Origin of the sequence: Paraburkholderia kirstenboschensis (assembly GCF_032806925.1) — a bacterium.
Classification (GTDB): Bacteria; Pseudomonadota; Gammaproteobacteria; order Burkholderiales; family Burkholderiaceae; genus Paraburkholderia; species Paraburkholderia kirstenboschensis.
In genome coordinates this window covers 900,777-914,927 of sequence record NZ_CP136511.1, presented here as the reverse complement: position 1 = coordinate 914,927, position 14,151 = coordinate 900,777, and the positions used below count along the sequence as shown (strand labels likewise).

Annotated in this window: 12 protein-coding genes and 1 pseudogene; 9 read left to right on the top strand and 4 right to left on the bottom strand. The window is 63.7% G+C overall.

Annotation, left to right across the window (positions count from 1 at the left end):
• Nucleotides 1-218 precede the first annotated feature (218 nt).
• From RW095_RS04560 to RW095_RS04550, 3 genes and pseudogenes are all read right to left on the bottom strand, one after another.
• Nucleotides 219-1,877 (bottom strand): annotated as a pseudogene (locus RW095_RS04560) (phage integrase family protein).
• 329 nt (nt 1,878-2,206) lie between these two features.
• A complete protein-coding gene (locus tag RW095_RS04555; protein ID WP_317016747.1) occupies nt 2,207-2,494 on the bottom strand; it encodes a phosphodiester glycosidase family protein in 288 nt (95 codons plus the stop codon).
• The gene (locus tag RW095_RS04550; RefSeq protein ID WP_317014802.1) at nt 2,458-3,156 is read right to left on the bottom strand and encodes a hypothetical protein; all 699 of its coding nucleotides are present in this window, start codon (nt 3,154-3,156) and stop codon (nt 2,458-2,460) included. Before RW095_RS04550 ends, RW095_RS04555 begins: the two co-directional genes overlap by 37 nt.
• Before the next feature lie 618 nt (nt 3,157-3,774).
• Between RW095_RS04550 and RW095_RS04545 the strand changes: the two genes are divergently transcribed.
• Entirely contained in the window at nt 3,775-4,035 is a 261-nt protein-coding gene (locus RW095_RS04545) for a cupin domain-containing protein (RefSeq protein WP_317014801.1), read from the top strand.
• Between the two features lie 54 nt (nt 4,036-4,089).
• Here RW095_RS04545 and RW095_RS04540 read toward each other — a convergent pair whose 3' ends face one another.
• On the bottom strand, nt 4,090-4,479 hold the full coding sequence (locus RW095_RS04540) for a DUF3455 domain-containing protein (protein WP_394364991.1): 390 nt from the start codon (nt 4,477-4,479) through the stop codon (nt 4,090-4,092).
• A gap of 762 nt (nt 4,480-5,241) precedes the next feature.
• Here RW095_RS04540 and RW095_RS04535 point away from each other — a divergent pair.
• The 8 genes from RW095_RS04535 to cynS all read left to right on the top strand — a co-directional run bounded on the left by RW095_RS04535 (nt 5,242) and on the right by cynS (nt 14,139).
• A complete protein-coding gene (locus tag RW095_RS04535) occupies nt 5,242-6,882 on the top strand; it encodes a sigma-54 interaction domain-containing protein (RefSeq protein WP_317014798.1) in 1,641 nt (546 codons plus the stop codon).
• A gap of 320 nt (nt 6,883-7,202) precedes the next feature.
• Nucleotides 7,203-7,688: an OsmC family protein gene (locus RW095_RS04530; RefSeq protein ID WP_317016745.1), complete on the top strand. Its 486-nt coding sequence runs from the start codon at nt 7,203-7,205 to the stop codon at nt 7,686-7,688.
• Nucleotides 7,689-7,751: 63 nt separating this feature from the next.
• Nucleotides 7,752-8,894 (top strand): acyl-CoA dehydrogenase family protein, encoded by a 1,143-nt coding sequence (locus RW095_RS04525; RefSeq protein WP_317014796.1) that lies wholly within the window; start codon nt 7,752-7,754, stop codon nt 8,892-8,894.
• Nucleotides 8,891-10,363 (top strand): FAD-dependent oxidoreductase, encoded by a 1,473-nt coding sequence (locus tag RW095_RS04520; protein WP_317014795.1) that lies wholly within the window; start codon nt 8,891-8,893, stop codon nt 10,361-10,363. Before RW095_RS04525 ends, RW095_RS04520 begins: the two co-directional genes overlap by 4 nt.
• Before the next feature lie 26 nt (nt 10,364-10,389).
• Nucleotides 10,390-11,796: a CmpA/NrtA family ABC transporter substrate-binding protein gene (locus RW095_RS04515; protein ID WP_317014793.1), complete on the top strand. Its 1,407-nt coding sequence runs from the start codon at nt 10,390-10,392 to the stop codon at nt 11,794-11,796.
• A 16-nt stretch (nt 11,797-11,812) separates the two neighbouring features.
• The gene (gene ntrB, locus RW095_RS04510; RefSeq protein WP_317014792.1) at nt 11,813-12,727 is read left to right on the top strand and encodes a nitrate ABC transporter permease; all 915 of its coding nucleotides are present in this window, start codon (nt 11,813-11,815) and stop codon (nt 12,725-12,727) included.
• Complete coding sequence (locus RW095_RS04505) at nt 12,717-13,667, top strand: ABC transporter ATP-binding protein (RefSeq protein ID WP_317014790.1); 951 nt, start codon at nt 12,717-12,719, stop codon at nt 13,665-13,667. The genes ntrB and RW095_RS04505 overlap by 11 nt, the downstream gene beginning before the upstream one ends.
• Nucleotides 13,668-13,689: 22 nt before the next feature.
• Nucleotides 13,690-14,139 (top strand): cyanase, encoded by a 450-nt coding sequence (gene cynS / locus RW095_RS04500; protein ID WP_317014789.1) that lies wholly within the window; start codon nt 13,690-13,692, stop codon nt 14,137-14,139.
• The last annotated feature ends 12 nt before the right edge of the window (nt 14,140-14,151 follow it).

Here is a 14,151-nt window from a genome sequence, read left to right as displayed (position 1 = left end):
CCGGGCGTCATCTCGTAGGCGAGTGAGCAGGCGTGTCGATCGCTCCGATGATGCCAGCGATGGTCGCTGGCATCAGCCCACAGACTGCCTGACATCACAAAAGTCGGCGGAGCATTGCGCGCTCCGCTTGGGGGTTTGTACCGGCGATCGAACCGTTATCAGGAAACGGTCAACCGCCGGGGCGACTGCGAGGGGGTCGGTCACGCGGGTTGGCGCGCTCACTTCCGCGTTGTAAAGGCCTCGCTGATCTGCCGCGCGCGCTTCGCCTCGTCACTATGGAGGTAGATCGACGTGGTCGACACCGAGGCGTGCCGCAGGTTGTCGCGCACCGTCGTCAGTTCTGCGCCGTGCCCGAGCGCATAAGTGGCGCGCGTATGCCGCATCCAGTGAGGGCTGGCACGGCGCAGCTTCTCCGCGAGCGGCGGGTGATCGGCTTCGATTGCATCGGCGGCATCGCAGAAAAAGCGCTCAAGGACACCCCACACCCGCACACTGCTGATCGTCGCGGCGCTGTCCGCTGCCAGGCTGCCGATGACCGGTGTGTCGGGCCGCCAGCGTGCAGGGCTAGCCGGCAGCTGGCGCTCAGCCAGATAACGCGCCAGTGCGTCCCACGCGAGTGGCGGCAGCGCCACCCGTGCCATTCTGCCGCCCTTGCCGGTGACGCGCAGCCAGTGCTCGTCGCGTGCGTCCGTTTCGACGTGGCCGAGCGTCGCGCCGACCAGTTCACTCGCGCGCAGACCCGTTGCAAAACCAAAGTCGAGCAGGAACCGCAGGCGCTGTGCGGCCTGAACCGTCCAGCCGTAAGACCATTCGAGGCCGTCGGCGATCGTACGTAGGAGTGCCCATTCGCCGTCCGTAAAAGCGCGCGACGCGTCGAGCGCCGATGCGGTTTTGCCACCGCGCACCCTGATGCCCGCAAATGGATTGGCCAGCACGTAGCGCTGTTCGACCAGCCAGCGGAAGAGGGCGCCGACAACCGAAAGCGCGTGCGCGACCGAGCGCGCGGACAGACTGCCACTGAACGGCCGCCAGTCCGGCGACGTGCGCGGGCGCACCGGGCCGATCCACCGTGCGCGCGGCGAAGGATGGCGCAGGAACGTCCGGTAGGCGATCGCATCATCGGTCGTCAGGGACGACAGTGCACGGCTACGCTCGATGATGGCCCAGAGGATCAGCCGCTCCGCTTCCTTGCGGTAGGTCCGCTGGGTGGCGGGTGACTCATGCAGGGAGAGCCACGTCTGCACCGCCTCGTAGTCGTTGGACGCGTCGAGTGTGGAGGTGGCGGGCGGCGCGCGGAATGTTCCGGCAGAGCCGTCGACCTCATGCGGTAGTTTGAGGGTCTCCCACGGCACGATGTCAACGCGCGGCGGGCAATGACGAGCGCACGCGCTTTCTCCGTGAGAACAGGCCAGGCTGCGAAAAACGCCTGGATCGCGCGGGCGCTCGCTGTGCCGAGTCCAGGCAGTGCTTTCCACCACTGGCGCCGGCGCGGAATGCGCACCGTGAGATCGGCGAGCGTCATGATGCCGTGCGCGCGCCATCTGCGGTTGCGGCGAGCGGGCGGTGCGCAAAGCGTCGATCGCCAGCGCGGCACCTTTCGCATGCTGTTGACGTCCTGCCGCCGGATAAGTGAGGAGTGCGACAAGGTCGTCGCGATGGGCGGCGCGCGCGATGTCCACCAGCCTGCGCCGGATGCGCCCGAGCACGCCGCGTGCGGATTTCCCGTCACCGAGTGCGGAAGGGAGGTAGCGGGCGACGGCCTGGCGCACCGGTACGCCCGCATACCACGCGCGCAGCACGGCGAGCTCGCCGGCATCGGGGAAAGTCGATGCAGCATCAGCGGCGGGCGTGAAGGGCAGGGCAAGGCGCGTTTTCATGCAATAGAGGTTGCGCACAAACAGCACTATTAGGATAAGAAAACTTATCTTTATAGCCCGGTTTGGGATCACGTTTCTGCAGAAAAACTGTCGCTGCGCGAGGCGACAACACGGAGCGATAATACAGTCCACAATCTGTAAAGCAAATTCATTCTCGCGAGCGCTTTTTGCCCGTCGGCTTCCGGACCGCAGTGCGGAGCGGCCCCGAGGTTGTGCCGGCTAGACTGATCGCGAATGTCGGGATCAATCTACGCCAAAGGCAAAAAAAGTCGGACGCATCAGCGCCCGGCCCTTTTGAAGGAGCTGATCAGCTTCAAATTGTCAACGCCTTAAAACGGCAGCAGGCCCGACACGTCCGGCAGCTTCAACGCATGCACGCCGATCGCCGACGCATCGAGCCGCTCCGCACCGCCACTCGGTGTATCGACGATAAATGGCACGCCGATCTGATCGGCGCGCACCGGTTCGGTCGAGCCGCCGCCGTCGAGATTGATCGCGTCATCCGCGCCGATTGCCTTCATTAGTTGCGCCGATTGCGCGTTGGTTGTGCCCATCGAATAACCCGCGACGCGCCCATCAATCACGACGAGATAGAGAAAGCGCCCCTGCTGCGACAGGCCAACCAGTGTGCGCGGATTCGGATTAAGCGGATCGCCTTCGTTCGGGCTTTGGGGCTGACGTCCTGGCCGCTTTTCAGCAGAATCGCTGAACCGGCGACCGCCGTATCGTTCAGCTTCAGATCCTGCGCGGAAATCTGCGGCGCTTCGGCGATATACGCGCGGCCCTGCCGCGTGATCGCAAGTACCGCTTCACTTTGCGTCGGGTCGTTGGTCAGCGGACTCACGATCTGGCCGTGTGACACTAGCAAGCCGATGATCGTCTTCGGCTCGGGTGTCGTCGCGCAGCATGGCGCGAAAAAGTTCGCGTTGATGGCGAGCCGCACACCGGTGCGCGCGGCGAATTGCGAAATCGTCTCGGACGTCGTCATCAGCGGGCCGCTATGCACGGTCGTCTCGACGCTCACGCCTGGCGCGCGCAAATCGATGCGCATCACGTACGCGCGGCTCACGGTCGGCTTGCCGCCCGCAGTTGCGGGATTCGACGGCACGGTCGCCGTTTCTGCATCGACGCCGACATACACGGGCGAGTAGCCGCTTTGCGTGATCTGCGTGGTGGGATCGGGCACGTCGGCTTGCACGCTGGCCGAAGCGAGGCCGATGATCGCCGCGGCGGCGAGCGCTTTCAGCGTTGCTGAGACGGGGAATAGGGCACGCGTCATCTCTTGAGTCTCGATTGACGGCGGCGACGAGTTGGTCGCTCTTACCGTGCCGCAGACCTTAGAGAGGCGATATGACCATCACGTGATTTCTTTTTTTCATTCGGCTTTCGATCGTGCGCGGTAATTGCGAGGACGAGAAAAGCGGTGGCACAAAACGCACCTGCGGAACAGGTGCCTCAGAATCCGGCAGTGCCTGCACTGACCAGTGATAGCGCCTCGGCACCGGTCATCGCCTGATTTACGCGGCCTGATTGTGCGTGAGGTGATGGGTCATGAGCAGGACTTGTCCGTCTTGCCCGTATCGGGGAACCTGGAATGCCACCACGCTCACGGACTCCTGACACGCCGAACGTAAGAAATGTGGTTGTGGTGCAAATAGCGCAGGCGAGCGCAAAACCGTCAGGCTGATCGGCATCTCATCGAGCTGGAAGGACTGCCGTCCAAACAGCGGGCCCGGGCGGTGGAACCTCCCCGATCTTCAACTATCCGTATGCACGGACACGCGAAGCGCTGGAACGGATGCGCAGCGCGAACGCCTAGTATCCCTGTCATGGGCTGAAAATGCGGTACGTCAACCCAAACAACGGGAAGTATGCTATTGCGACCATGGCTACGTTCATGCAATTGCTGCCTCAGGGCTTTTCGACGGCGGCGTACCGTTCCACGGACGCGACAGTCTTCGTTCCTATCGAAGGGCGTGGCCGCAGCCGGATTGGAAACGACGTCATCGTGGAGTGGAGCAAGCGGGATATCTTCGTGGTCCCGTCATGGCATCGCGTGCAGCACGAGGCAGACGAGGACAGCGTCCTGTTTTCTTTTTCTGACCGGCCCATTCAGGAGGCGCTATATCTGTTCAGGGAGGACAGGGATGCGACCTGAATCGCTTCAGCCAAGAGCGCGTCACGTCGTGGCGAACTCGGTCTCACGAGGCTATTACCGATAGAAAACATACTCCGCAAGATAGGGCGAGCTACCGATTTCGTGTTCCGTCGAACATGGTGCGGCCGGCATCAACCCTCCAACGGTATGCACTCGCTGCACATACCGGACAGCCGACAATGTGCCGATACCGGACGTGCTATGAGCTTCGAGCAACAGTTGCGGTATGCTTGCCGACGTTTCGCTGGGACGCTGTGCGAGCACACGCCCTACAATCCGGCTTCCGTCTTCCGCTTCCCAGGACGGCCCGGCGCCGTGCCGAACCGCGGCGCGGCCGCTCATGTCGAACAGCGTCGCTTGTGGGCTCCTGAACATCCATCCCAGATGATGCTGCGCGTCGAACTCACACGAATAAGTCTGCACACCAGACGCTACCAACGTCATCACGCGCTCGCCCTGAGGCGGGTCGATGGAAGAACTGGCAGGACCTGCAGGCGCCGTCGCACACGCCCCAAGTATCGATACAACGACGGTCGCAAAGCCTAATTGCAAAAAATCCCTGAACATGGTTCTCACCTTGAAGAGATAAAGCACGGCGCAGAGCGGTTACCGACAAGAGACGTCGGCCGTGAATTCGAAAGTCGGGATCATACGCGTAATCCCATGCATCAGGCGCCAATCAGCCATTCAGAACCCTGAAGGCTTTGGCACCAAGTGCATATGCGAATGTCCGGCATGCGCTCCATCGCTGACTCATATGCGCCGAGGTGCGAATGTTGGCCAAGGCCGACAATGTGCCGACCGCCCCGAATGCGCGAGCGGCGGTTGTGCCCGTCATCGGCGAGATATCATGCGCAATCGAAGAGCAGGGCCGCGGCATCGAGCAGTCGACGTGGCCGTTAGTCAGATGGATCAAGTGACCCAGCGGAACGCTGCTCCCGCTGAAGAAGTCGCGGCGGCGCAATCGCTCGAGGAACACGCGGCCCGGCTCAACCAGATGGCCTCGGTGTTCACGGTGCCGATGTGACCCGGGACAAATGACCGTCCAACCTGAAGGGTTCAATCCAGGTTCAGCGAGGCGAAGCGGCCTGATTTGCGTGGCTATGGGATTCGTCGAACAGGGGCAAGGTCAGTTGCATGGGGAACCTGCGAGTTTTTTTGTTCTGAAATAATAGGTTTCGCTCACGACCGCGGCGGCTTACGCCCATGCAAACACGATCTGACGCCTCAGCCGGCAGCGAATCCGCCGGCTACTGGCGCGAACACGAAATGCTGCTATTGCAGCAGGTAATGGCGCTTGTCGGCAAAAGCCTGTCCCCCGCGCCTGCGCTGCGCGAGATGCTGCATCTGATGTCCGAGCTGCTCGGCCTGAACCGCGGCCGCATCGTGCTCGCGGACGAAACGCGTCGAAGCGGGCGCATCCGGTACGCGTACGGACTGACCCCTGAGGAAATCGGCCGGGGTGTGTATGCGTATGGTGAAGGCATCACCGGGCGCGCGCTGCAGCACGGCCAACTGACGATCATCCAGGACATCGACCGCGAACCGGATTTTCTGGCGCGAACGGTTGAGCGCTCACGGTTGCCGGACGGCCCGGTCTCGTTCATCGCGCTGCCGATCGTCGTCGAACGGCTGACGGTCGGCGTTCTAGCGTGTCACCGCATTCGCCACCGCTCGCGTGCGCTGGCCGACGACATCACGGTGTTGCGGATTCTCGCGACACTGGCCGGACAGTTGCTGCAACTGGAAGCCGGCCTCGAGGAAAAAACCCGCGCGCTCGAAGAGCAGAACGCAGTGCTCGCGCGGGCCCTCGAATCGGCGGCTGCCCGCTACGGAATCGTCGGCACCTCGCCGCCTTTGCTGCGCGCGATCTCGGAACTGGAGCGCGTATCGGATTCCGCCGCGAGCGTGCTGTTGCTCGGCGAGTCAGGCACCGGCAAGGAGTTGTTTGCAAGAGCCTTGCATCTGGCGAGTTCGCGGCGCGACCGTGCTTTCATCAAGATCAACTGCGCGGCGATACCGGATACGCTGTTCGAGTCCGAGCTGTTCGGGTACGAACGCGGCGCCTTCACGGGCGCGAACAGCATGCGCGCGGGCTGGTTCGAGCAGGCCAGCAAAGGCACGCTGTTTCTCGACGAGATCGGCGAGCTGCCGCTGATGATGCAGGCCAAGCTACTGCGCACGCTGCAGGAAGGGACCATTACGCGTCTCGGTGGCAAGGCGGAGATCCAGGTCGACGTGCGCCTCGTCGCGGCCACCAATTGCGATTTGCAACGCGATGTGACGCGCGGCACCTTCCGCCAGGACCTGTACTACCGGCTCAACGTGATTCCGATCCACCTGCCGTCGCTCGCTGAACGCCGCCAGGACATTCGCGTCCTTGCGCTGCATTTCATCAGTCATACGAATCAACTCAACCAGCGCAACGTCAATCTCACCGCGGCCGCGCTGGATCGGCTCGAAGAGTATTCGTGGCCCGGCAATATCCGCGAGCTGACCAATTTCATCGAGCGGGTCGTGTTGCTGGCGGAGAAGCCGCTGCTCGATGCAGCGGATATCGACCGGCTGTTGCCTTCACACGCGGCGGATGAGCCGGATGTTGCGCCCGCGTCTGCAGAGTCGGCGGCCGCCAACCGTGGGCAGGGCGCTTCATCGCATGATCCCGTGACCCACACGGTGCCGCTGCCAATGCGTCCTTACCGGCGTGTCAGTTCGCACCCGGCGCAGGCGCTTGTCGACGCGCTCGAACAGTGCGGGGGAAATAAATCGCGCGCGGCGCAACAGCTCGGCATGACAGCGCGCCAGTTCAGCTATCGCTGGCAAAAACTTGGCCTGCCGAATGATTGACCGCCGAGCCGGCCGCGCATCGCAGAGTGAACAATGTCGACAATGTCGACAATGTCGGTTCACCGCTTGATTGAGAATCCGTCGCGCCGAAGCCGGGCGGCGCTTTTTGTTTGCCCTAAAGCCCCGCCAGGAAAGCAGTCTGGCGATACACAGTCAAACTGGCACGCCTGTTGCAATAAGTGATGTGTCGGCGCCGCTCCACCTTCGATGCGACGCCCGCGCCTTCACTATCCACGCACCAGGAGCGTCACTTGAGCACTGCCACCGATAATCCCACGACTATTTCCACCTACCTGCGGCCGATCGACCGCGATGGGCTGATGGCCTTCGCCGAAAAGGGGCGCAATAACCCGGGGTCGCGCGGCAAGAACAACGTGCACACGGTCATGCAAGGTCAGTACCGCTCGTTGAGCTATGTCGGCAACCATACGCCCGTCGTAGTCGATGAGCCGCTGCATCTGTTCGGCGAAGACACCGCGCCTGCGCCGGGCGAGATCGTGCTGTCAGGTCTCGGGGGTTGCCTCGCGGTGGGCATCACAGCCGTCGCGACGTGGAAGCAGGTCAAGCTGTCGAAGCTCGAGGTGTTCCTCGAAGCGGATATCGGCAATCCGGCTGCATGGGGCGCAGGTGGCGCCGAGATGGAACCCGCGCAGATGGGTTTCCAGGCGATCCGCGTGAAGATCGTGATCGAAGGAGATGCGACGCGCGACGAGCTCGATGAGATCGTCCGTCATGCTAACTACTTCTCGCCGGTTGCAAACTCAATGCGCAATCCGATTCCCATGACTGTCGCGCTCGCCGACTGAAGCGCCGCTTCGCTGGTGCGCGCCGCGCGTAGCGGCTGCCCCAGGTACCCGAAGGAAACCAACATGGAACACGCAGTGGTAGCAGAAGAGTCCGGCGTCGACACCTGGTGCGACGAAGCGGTGCTGGCGCGCGTGGCCGCGATCGCTCGCGGTCCGCTCGCGGCAGCCGCGCCACGGATCGACGGCGAAGGGGTCTACCCGCTTGACATCATGGGAGAGCTGGGCGCGGCCGGCGCGCTCGGTGTTCACCTCGACCGGTACGGTGCACGGTTCGGACTGTCGCTCGCCGCGATGCAGGAAGCGAGCCGCGCGTGTGGCTCCACCGGCTTCCTGATGTGGGCTCACGATGTCTGCGGGTTGTACATGGAGCAGTCGGGCAACCCGTGTCTGGGCGGCGCGCGGCTCGACGCGCATGCCCGCGGCCAGACGTTCGGTGGCACCGCGCTGTCGAATCCGATGAAAGCGTTCTCAGGGATCGAGCCGATGATGTTCCGCGCCACGCCAACGCCTGGCGGCTATCTGATCAACGGCACGCTGCCGTGGGTCAGTCACATCGGCCTCGGCCAGTATTGCGGCGCGATCGCCGCGGTGCATCGCGATGACGGTTCAGTCTCGCACGAGGTGATGTTCTTGCTGAGCTGCGATGCGCGCGTCGAGTTGCGCCACTGCCCGGTGTTCTCCGGCATGGAAGGCACCAGCACGTGGGGCGTGAAGCTCACCAACTATTTCGTCGGCGAAGCCGACCTGATTGCCGATCCGGCGCGGCCTTTCGTCGCGCGGATCAAGGCGGCGTTCATCCTGCTGCAGGTCGGCATGGCGCTGGGCGTCGCACAGGGCGGTATCGATTCGTGTCTCGAAGTCGAGCCGGTACTCGGTCACGTGAACCGCTTCCTGCACGACCGGCCAGACGAACTGACGGCCGAACTCGACGAAGCGGTGAGCTCGACGCAGCGACTTGCGCGCACCGCCTACGACGGCAGCACCGACTATCTGCTCGAAGTGCTAGATCTGCGCACACGCGGCGCGGAGCTCGCGTTGCGTGCGGCGCAGGCGTCGCTGCTGCATCAAGGCGCGCGCGGCTATCTGATGAGCGCAGCGCCGCAGCGGCGGATTCGCGAGTCGCACTTCGTGGCGATCGTGACGCCTGCCATCAAGCATCTGCGTTGGGAAATGGCCCGCCTTTCCGCCGAGGAGCTTCCAGCATGAGCGTTCTGATAGTCGACTGGAAGAAATACATCTGCCGCGCGTGCGGCGTGATCTATGACGAAGAACTGGGGGACCCCGATAGCGGCATTGCGGCCGGTACACGCTTCGACGCGATCCCCGATGACTGGGAGTGCCCACTATGCGGGGTGACAAAAGCGGATTTCGTACTTTACGAGCCGGTTGTGCCCGGCGCAGCGGCGTGCGCGCCGGCGCAGGGCGCGCCCTCGCGCACCCCTGGGGTAATCGTGGTCGGCGGCGGCACGGCGGGTTGGGCAGCCGTCGAAGCAGTCCGGGCGTTGGATCCGGACATACCGATCACGCTGGTGAGCGCCTGCTCGGCGGACCGTTACCGCAAGCCGGAACTGTCGGTTTCGTTGAGCGAGAAACGCACACCGGAGCGGCTCGTATTCGAGACCGGCCCGGCCGCCGCAACGCGCCTCGGCGTACGGCTGGTCGCCCATACCTACGCGATCGGGTTGTCGCCGGCGCTGCATCAACTGCGCACGACAGCGGGCACGTTCCGTTACCGGCAACTGGTTCTCGCCCAGGGGGCGCGGCCCGTGGTGCCGTCCGGCTTGCCGCGCGAGCTGTGCTGGCGCGTCAACGATCTGTCGATGTGGAGCAGCATGCAGCGCCGGCTGACGGCGGGGCCGGCGCGCGTAGCGGTGATCGGCGCGGGTCTGGTCGGCTGCGAGCTGGCGGAGGACCTGGCACGGGCGGGACATACGGTCACCGTGCTGGATGTGAGCGACAGGCCCCTTGCGACGTTGTTGCCGGCGCCGGCCTCGCGCCGCCTGCTCGTCAGCTGGACGCAGCTCGGCATCCGCTTTCTGCCCGGCCGCAGCGTGAGCATCGAGGAGCGGCGTGGGATCGACGCGTGCGCCACACAGCGGACGAGTAATGCGAGTAATGCGAGTAATGCGAGTAATGCGAGTAATGCGAGTAATGCGAGGACGGCAGGCGGCAGTGTCGCCGAGGTCAGCGCCACGCGAAGCGAAAAGGTGATCACGACGCAGCACGGCGAGCGGATTGCCGCCGATCTCGTGCTGTGCGCGGCGGGGCTCGCCACCGAAGGGCGCCTCGCAAGAATGGCAGGACTCGAATTCGCGCGCGGCATCGTCGTGGACAGCCGCACGTTGCAGACCAGCGTGCCGGATATCTACGCGCTCGGCGACTGCATCAGCTTCGCCGGTGAGCCATGCCGCTTCATCGAGCCGATTGCCGCGCAGGCCGAAGCGATCGCGCACGCGGTGACCGGCTTCGAACATGCAGGCTATCGCCACCAGCCGCCCGTGATCCGCGTGAAGACGCGCTCGACGCCGATCGTCGTGCGCGGACTGCCTTCGCGCGAACTGGACTGGCAGATCGTCGAAGAAGACGACGGACACCTCGCGATGGCGCAGTACCGTGACGGCGACATCGTTTCGTCGTTGACGGTCGGCAGCCGGTGCGTCGAGCTCGCGACCTGAACCCACCCTCACGCCTCGGACACCCCATGAGTAACCGCTATCAACCGTTCGAGCCCGGCAGCACGCTGGGAGGCTGCTCGTGCGGCCGCCATGCGGACCAGGCCGCGCACCGCGCCGCCACGACGGGCGCCGCGCACGACGCGCATGACGGAAGCAGCGCGGACACTGAAGCCGCGTGGTGCGATGCCGTCGAAGCCGCGGCCGTACGCGCACTCTTTCCGCGCAACGCGATGCGGCGTGCCTTTATCCGTGCGGTCGGCAAGAGCACGGCTATCGCCGCCGTGTACAGCGTGCTGCCGATCGCGTCGCTGCAGCAGGCTTTCGCAGCAACGAAAGCCACACAGCTGGAGAAGCGCGACCTCAACGTCGGCTTTCTGCCGATCACCTGCGCCACGCCGCTGATCGCCGCGGAACCGCTCGGCTTTTACAAAGAGGAAGGGCTGAACGTCACGCTGAACAAGTTGGGCGGGTGGGCGCTGGTGCGCGACCGGATGCTGAATCGCGAACTCGACGCATCGCACATGCTCGCGCCGATGCCGCTCGCGATTTCGCTTGGCGTCGGTTCCCAGCCCACGCCGACGCGCGTCGCGACGATCCAGAACGTGAACGGCCAGGCCATCGTGCTGGCGCTCAAACACAAGGACAACCGCGACCCGCGCAACTGGAAGGGTTTTCGCTTCGCGATTCCGTTCGACTATTCGATGCACAGCTTTCTGCTGCGCTATTACCTCGCGGAGCATGGCATCGATCCGGATCGCGATGTGCAACTGCGTGTGACGCCGCCCGCGGAGATGATCGCGAACCTGCGCGCGGGCAACATCGACGGATTTCTGGGACCCGATCCGTTTAACCAGCGCGCGGTATTCGACGAGGTCGGTTTCATTCATATTCTGTCGAAGGATATCTGGGCGGGGCACCCCTGCTGCTCGTTCAGTGTGCCCGATGCGTTCGTGCGGCAGAACCCGAACGCGTTCGCCGCGCTGCTGCGTGCGAATCTGCGCGCGTCCGCCTATGCGAGCGACCCTGCGCATCGCGCCGGGTTGTCGAAAATGATTGCCGCGCCTGCCTATCTGAATCAGCCCGAGCTGGTGATCCGGCAGGTGCTGACCGGCACCTATGCGGACGGCATTGGCCACGTGCACCGCGTTGCGGATCGAATCGATTTCCAGCCGCTGCCGTGGTATTCGATGGCGACCTGGATGATGACGCAGATGAAGCGTTGGGGCTATCTGAAGGGCGGCGTTGACTATCGTTCGCTCGCGCAGCAGGTATTCCTGTTGACCGACGCGCGCAACGCGATGAAGCAGCTTGGTGAGACACCACCGGATATCGCGGATAACGGCGGCTACCGGCCGATCACGGTGATGGGTCGAACTTTCGACGCGAACCGACCCGACGCTTACCTCAATGGCTTTGCCATCAAACGTGCCTGAACGCAGGGGAAACTGAATGACTCCAATTCGACGATTCACGTTGAGAGGCAAGGCGGCGCTATGCTCGCTTGTATTGCTCGCGCTGCTGCTGGTCATCTGGCAGGCCGCGACGCTGCCGAAGACGCCGGCCGCGACAGCCGCGGCGACGGCATCGAAAGCCACGAGTGCCGAGGCCGCGGAGTATGCAGTGCTGATGGGCAAGGCGCCCGATCCGGGTGCTGGCGGCGCTGCGGCGGATTCGATAAAGGTCACCGGCTTCCCATCGCCCGCCGAGTTCGCGCACGAGGCCGCACGTCAGCTCGCGCATCCGTTCCGCGACAACGGACCGAACGACAAGGGCGTCGGCATCCAGCTCGGCTATTCGCTCGTGCGGGTCGCGGCCGGTTACGCGATTGCGCTGCTGGTTGCGGTGCCGCTCGGTTTTGTGATCGGCATGTCACGGCTTGCGTTCCTCGCCTTCAATCCGTTCATCCAGGTGCTGAAGCCGATTTCGCCGCTCGCCTGGATGCCGATCGCGTTGTACACGATCAAGAGTTCGTCGGCCTCGGCGGTATTCGTGATCTTCATCTGCTCGGTGTGGCCCATGCTCGTCAATACCGCGTTCGGCGTCGCCGGGGTGCGGCGCGACTGGCTCAACGTGGCGCGCACGCTTGAAGTGCCGCCATTGCGCAGCGCGCTGCGGGTCGTGCTGCCCGCGGCGGCGCCCACCATCGTCACCGGTATGCGGATTTCGATGGGCATTGCGTGGCTCGTGATCGTCGCGGCCGAAATGCTGGTCGGCGGCACCGGGATCGGCTACTTCCTGTGGAACCAATGGAACAACCTGTCACTGGCCAACGTGTTGTTCTCGGTATTGCTCATCGGTCTGGTCGGCATGACACTCGACCTGCTGTTCGCCCAACTTCAGCGCAAGGTGACCTATGTCGACTAAGTCCAATGCCCAGACGTCCGGCGCGACGAGTTTCGTCAGCGTCGAAGGACTGACCAAGCGCTATCGCGACGACCTGCCGCCGGTATTCGAAAACGTCAGCTTCACGATCGAGCAGGGCGAATTCATTTGCGTAATCGGCCATTCCGGCTGTGGCAAAAGCACCATTCTGAACGTGCTGGCCGGTCTCGAGCAGCCCAGCGAGGGGCACGTGATCGTGCGCAATCGCGAAATTTCCGGACCGGGGCTCGATCGCGGCGTGGTGTTTCAGAACCATGCGCTGCTGCCGTGGATGACCGTGGAAGGCAACATCGCGTTCGCGGTGCGCTCGCGCTATCCGGACTGGACACGCGAGCAGATCGCCGTGCACGGCAAACGCTTCATCGAGATGGTCGGCCTGAAGGGCGCCGAAAAGAAGAAGCCGTCGGAGTTGTCTGGCGGCATGAAGCAGCGCGTCGGCATCGCGCGGGCGTTTGCGATCGAGCCGCGCATGCTGCTGCTCGACGAGCCGTTCGGCGCCCTCGACGCGTTGACGCGCGGTGTGATCCAGGATGAATTGCTGAAAATCTGCACCGCGACGCAGCAGACCGTGTTCATGATCACGCACGACGTCGACGAAGCGATTCTGCTGTCGAACAAGATCATGCTGATGAGCAACGGGCCGCGCGCCCGGATCGCCGAGATCGTCGTCAACACGCTGCCGGCTAACCGTCAGCGCGAGACCATGCACCATGATCCGCAGTTTTATCGAATCCGCAATTATCTGGTCGACTTTCTGGTGCGGCGTTCGAGAGAACTGAGCGCCTCCCACGGCGACCGACCCGATACCGGGCGCGTGCCCGCCGCCACAACCCGGCTCGTTTATCCCGGGCTCGATGACGGCGCAGCCGCGCCGGTCGCGATCGCGCGGCCTGCCGGACCCAATCTCAAGGCAATTGCCTGATTTCTCACCCAAGGAGCCACCTATGATTGCCAGCCGCAATGAAGTAACGCAGATGATCGTTTCCGCCAAGGTCGCGAAGGGCCTGAAGTGGAGTGAGGTTGCCGGCAAGATCGGCCAGAGCAAGGAGTGGACGACGGCCGCTTGCCTCGGCCAGATGACCTTCAGCAAGCAGCAGGCCGAGATTGCCGGTGAGATTTTCGGGCTGCCGGACGAGGCCGTCGCGTGGTTGCAGATCGTCCCGTACAAAGGTTCGCTCGAGACTGCAGTGCCGACCGATCCGTTGATCTACCGCTGGTACGAAATCGTCAGCGTGTACGGCACCACGATCAAGGAACTGATTCACGAAGAGTTCGGCGACGGCATCATGAGCGCGATCGATTTTTCGATGGATATCCAGCGTGAGGCCGATCCGAAGGGCGACCGCGTCAAGGTGCTGCTGTCTGGCAAGTTCCTGCCGTATAAATCGTACTAACCGCGTCCTTCC

Excerpts from the sequence above, each read along its gene's own strand:
- RW095_RS04550 (WP_317014802.1), bottom strand. The coding sequence starts at position 3,156 with ATGACGCGTGCCCTATTCCCCGTCTCAGCAACGCTGAAAGCGCTCGCC.
- RW095_RS04545 (WP_317014801.1), top strand. The coding sequence starts at position 3,775 with ATGCAATTGCTGCCTCAGGGCTTTTCGACGGCGGCGTACCGTTCCACG.
- RW095_RS04540 (WP_394364991.1), bottom strand. The coding sequence starts at position 4,479 with ATGACGTTGGTAGCGTCTGGTGTGCAGACTTATTCGTGTGAGTTCGAC.
- RW095_RS04535 (WP_317014798.1), top strand. The coding sequence starts at position 5,242 with ATGCAAACACGATCTGACGCCTCAGCCGGCAGCGAATCCGCCGGCTAC.
- RW095_RS04530 (WP_317016745.1), top strand. The coding sequence starts at position 7,203 with ATGGCCTTCGCCGAAAAGGGGCGCAATAACCCGGGGTCGCGCGGCAAG.
- RW095_RS04525 (WP_317014796.1), top strand. The coding sequence starts at position 7,752 with ATGGAACACGCAGTGGTAGCAGAAGAGTCCGGCGTCGACACCTGGTGC.
- RW095_RS04520 (WP_317014795.1), top strand. The coding sequence starts at position 8,891 with ATGAGCGTTCTGATAGTCGACTGGAAGAAATACATCTGCCGCGCGTGC.
- RW095_RS04515 (WP_317014793.1), top strand. The coding sequence starts at position 10,390 with ATGAGTAACCGCTATCAACCGTTCGAGCCCGGCAGCACGCTGGGAGGC.
- ntrB (WP_317014792.1), top strand. The coding sequence starts at position 11,813 with ATGACTCCAATTCGACGATTCACGTTGAGAGGCAAGGCGGCGCTATGC.
- RW095_RS04505 (WP_317014790.1), top strand. The coding sequence starts at position 12,717 with ATGTCGACTAAGTCCAATGCCCAGACGTCCGGCGCGACGAGTTTCGTC.
- cynS (WP_317014789.1), top strand. The coding sequence starts at position 13,690 with ATGATTGCCAGCCGCAATGAAGTAACGCAGATGATCGTTTCCGCCAAG.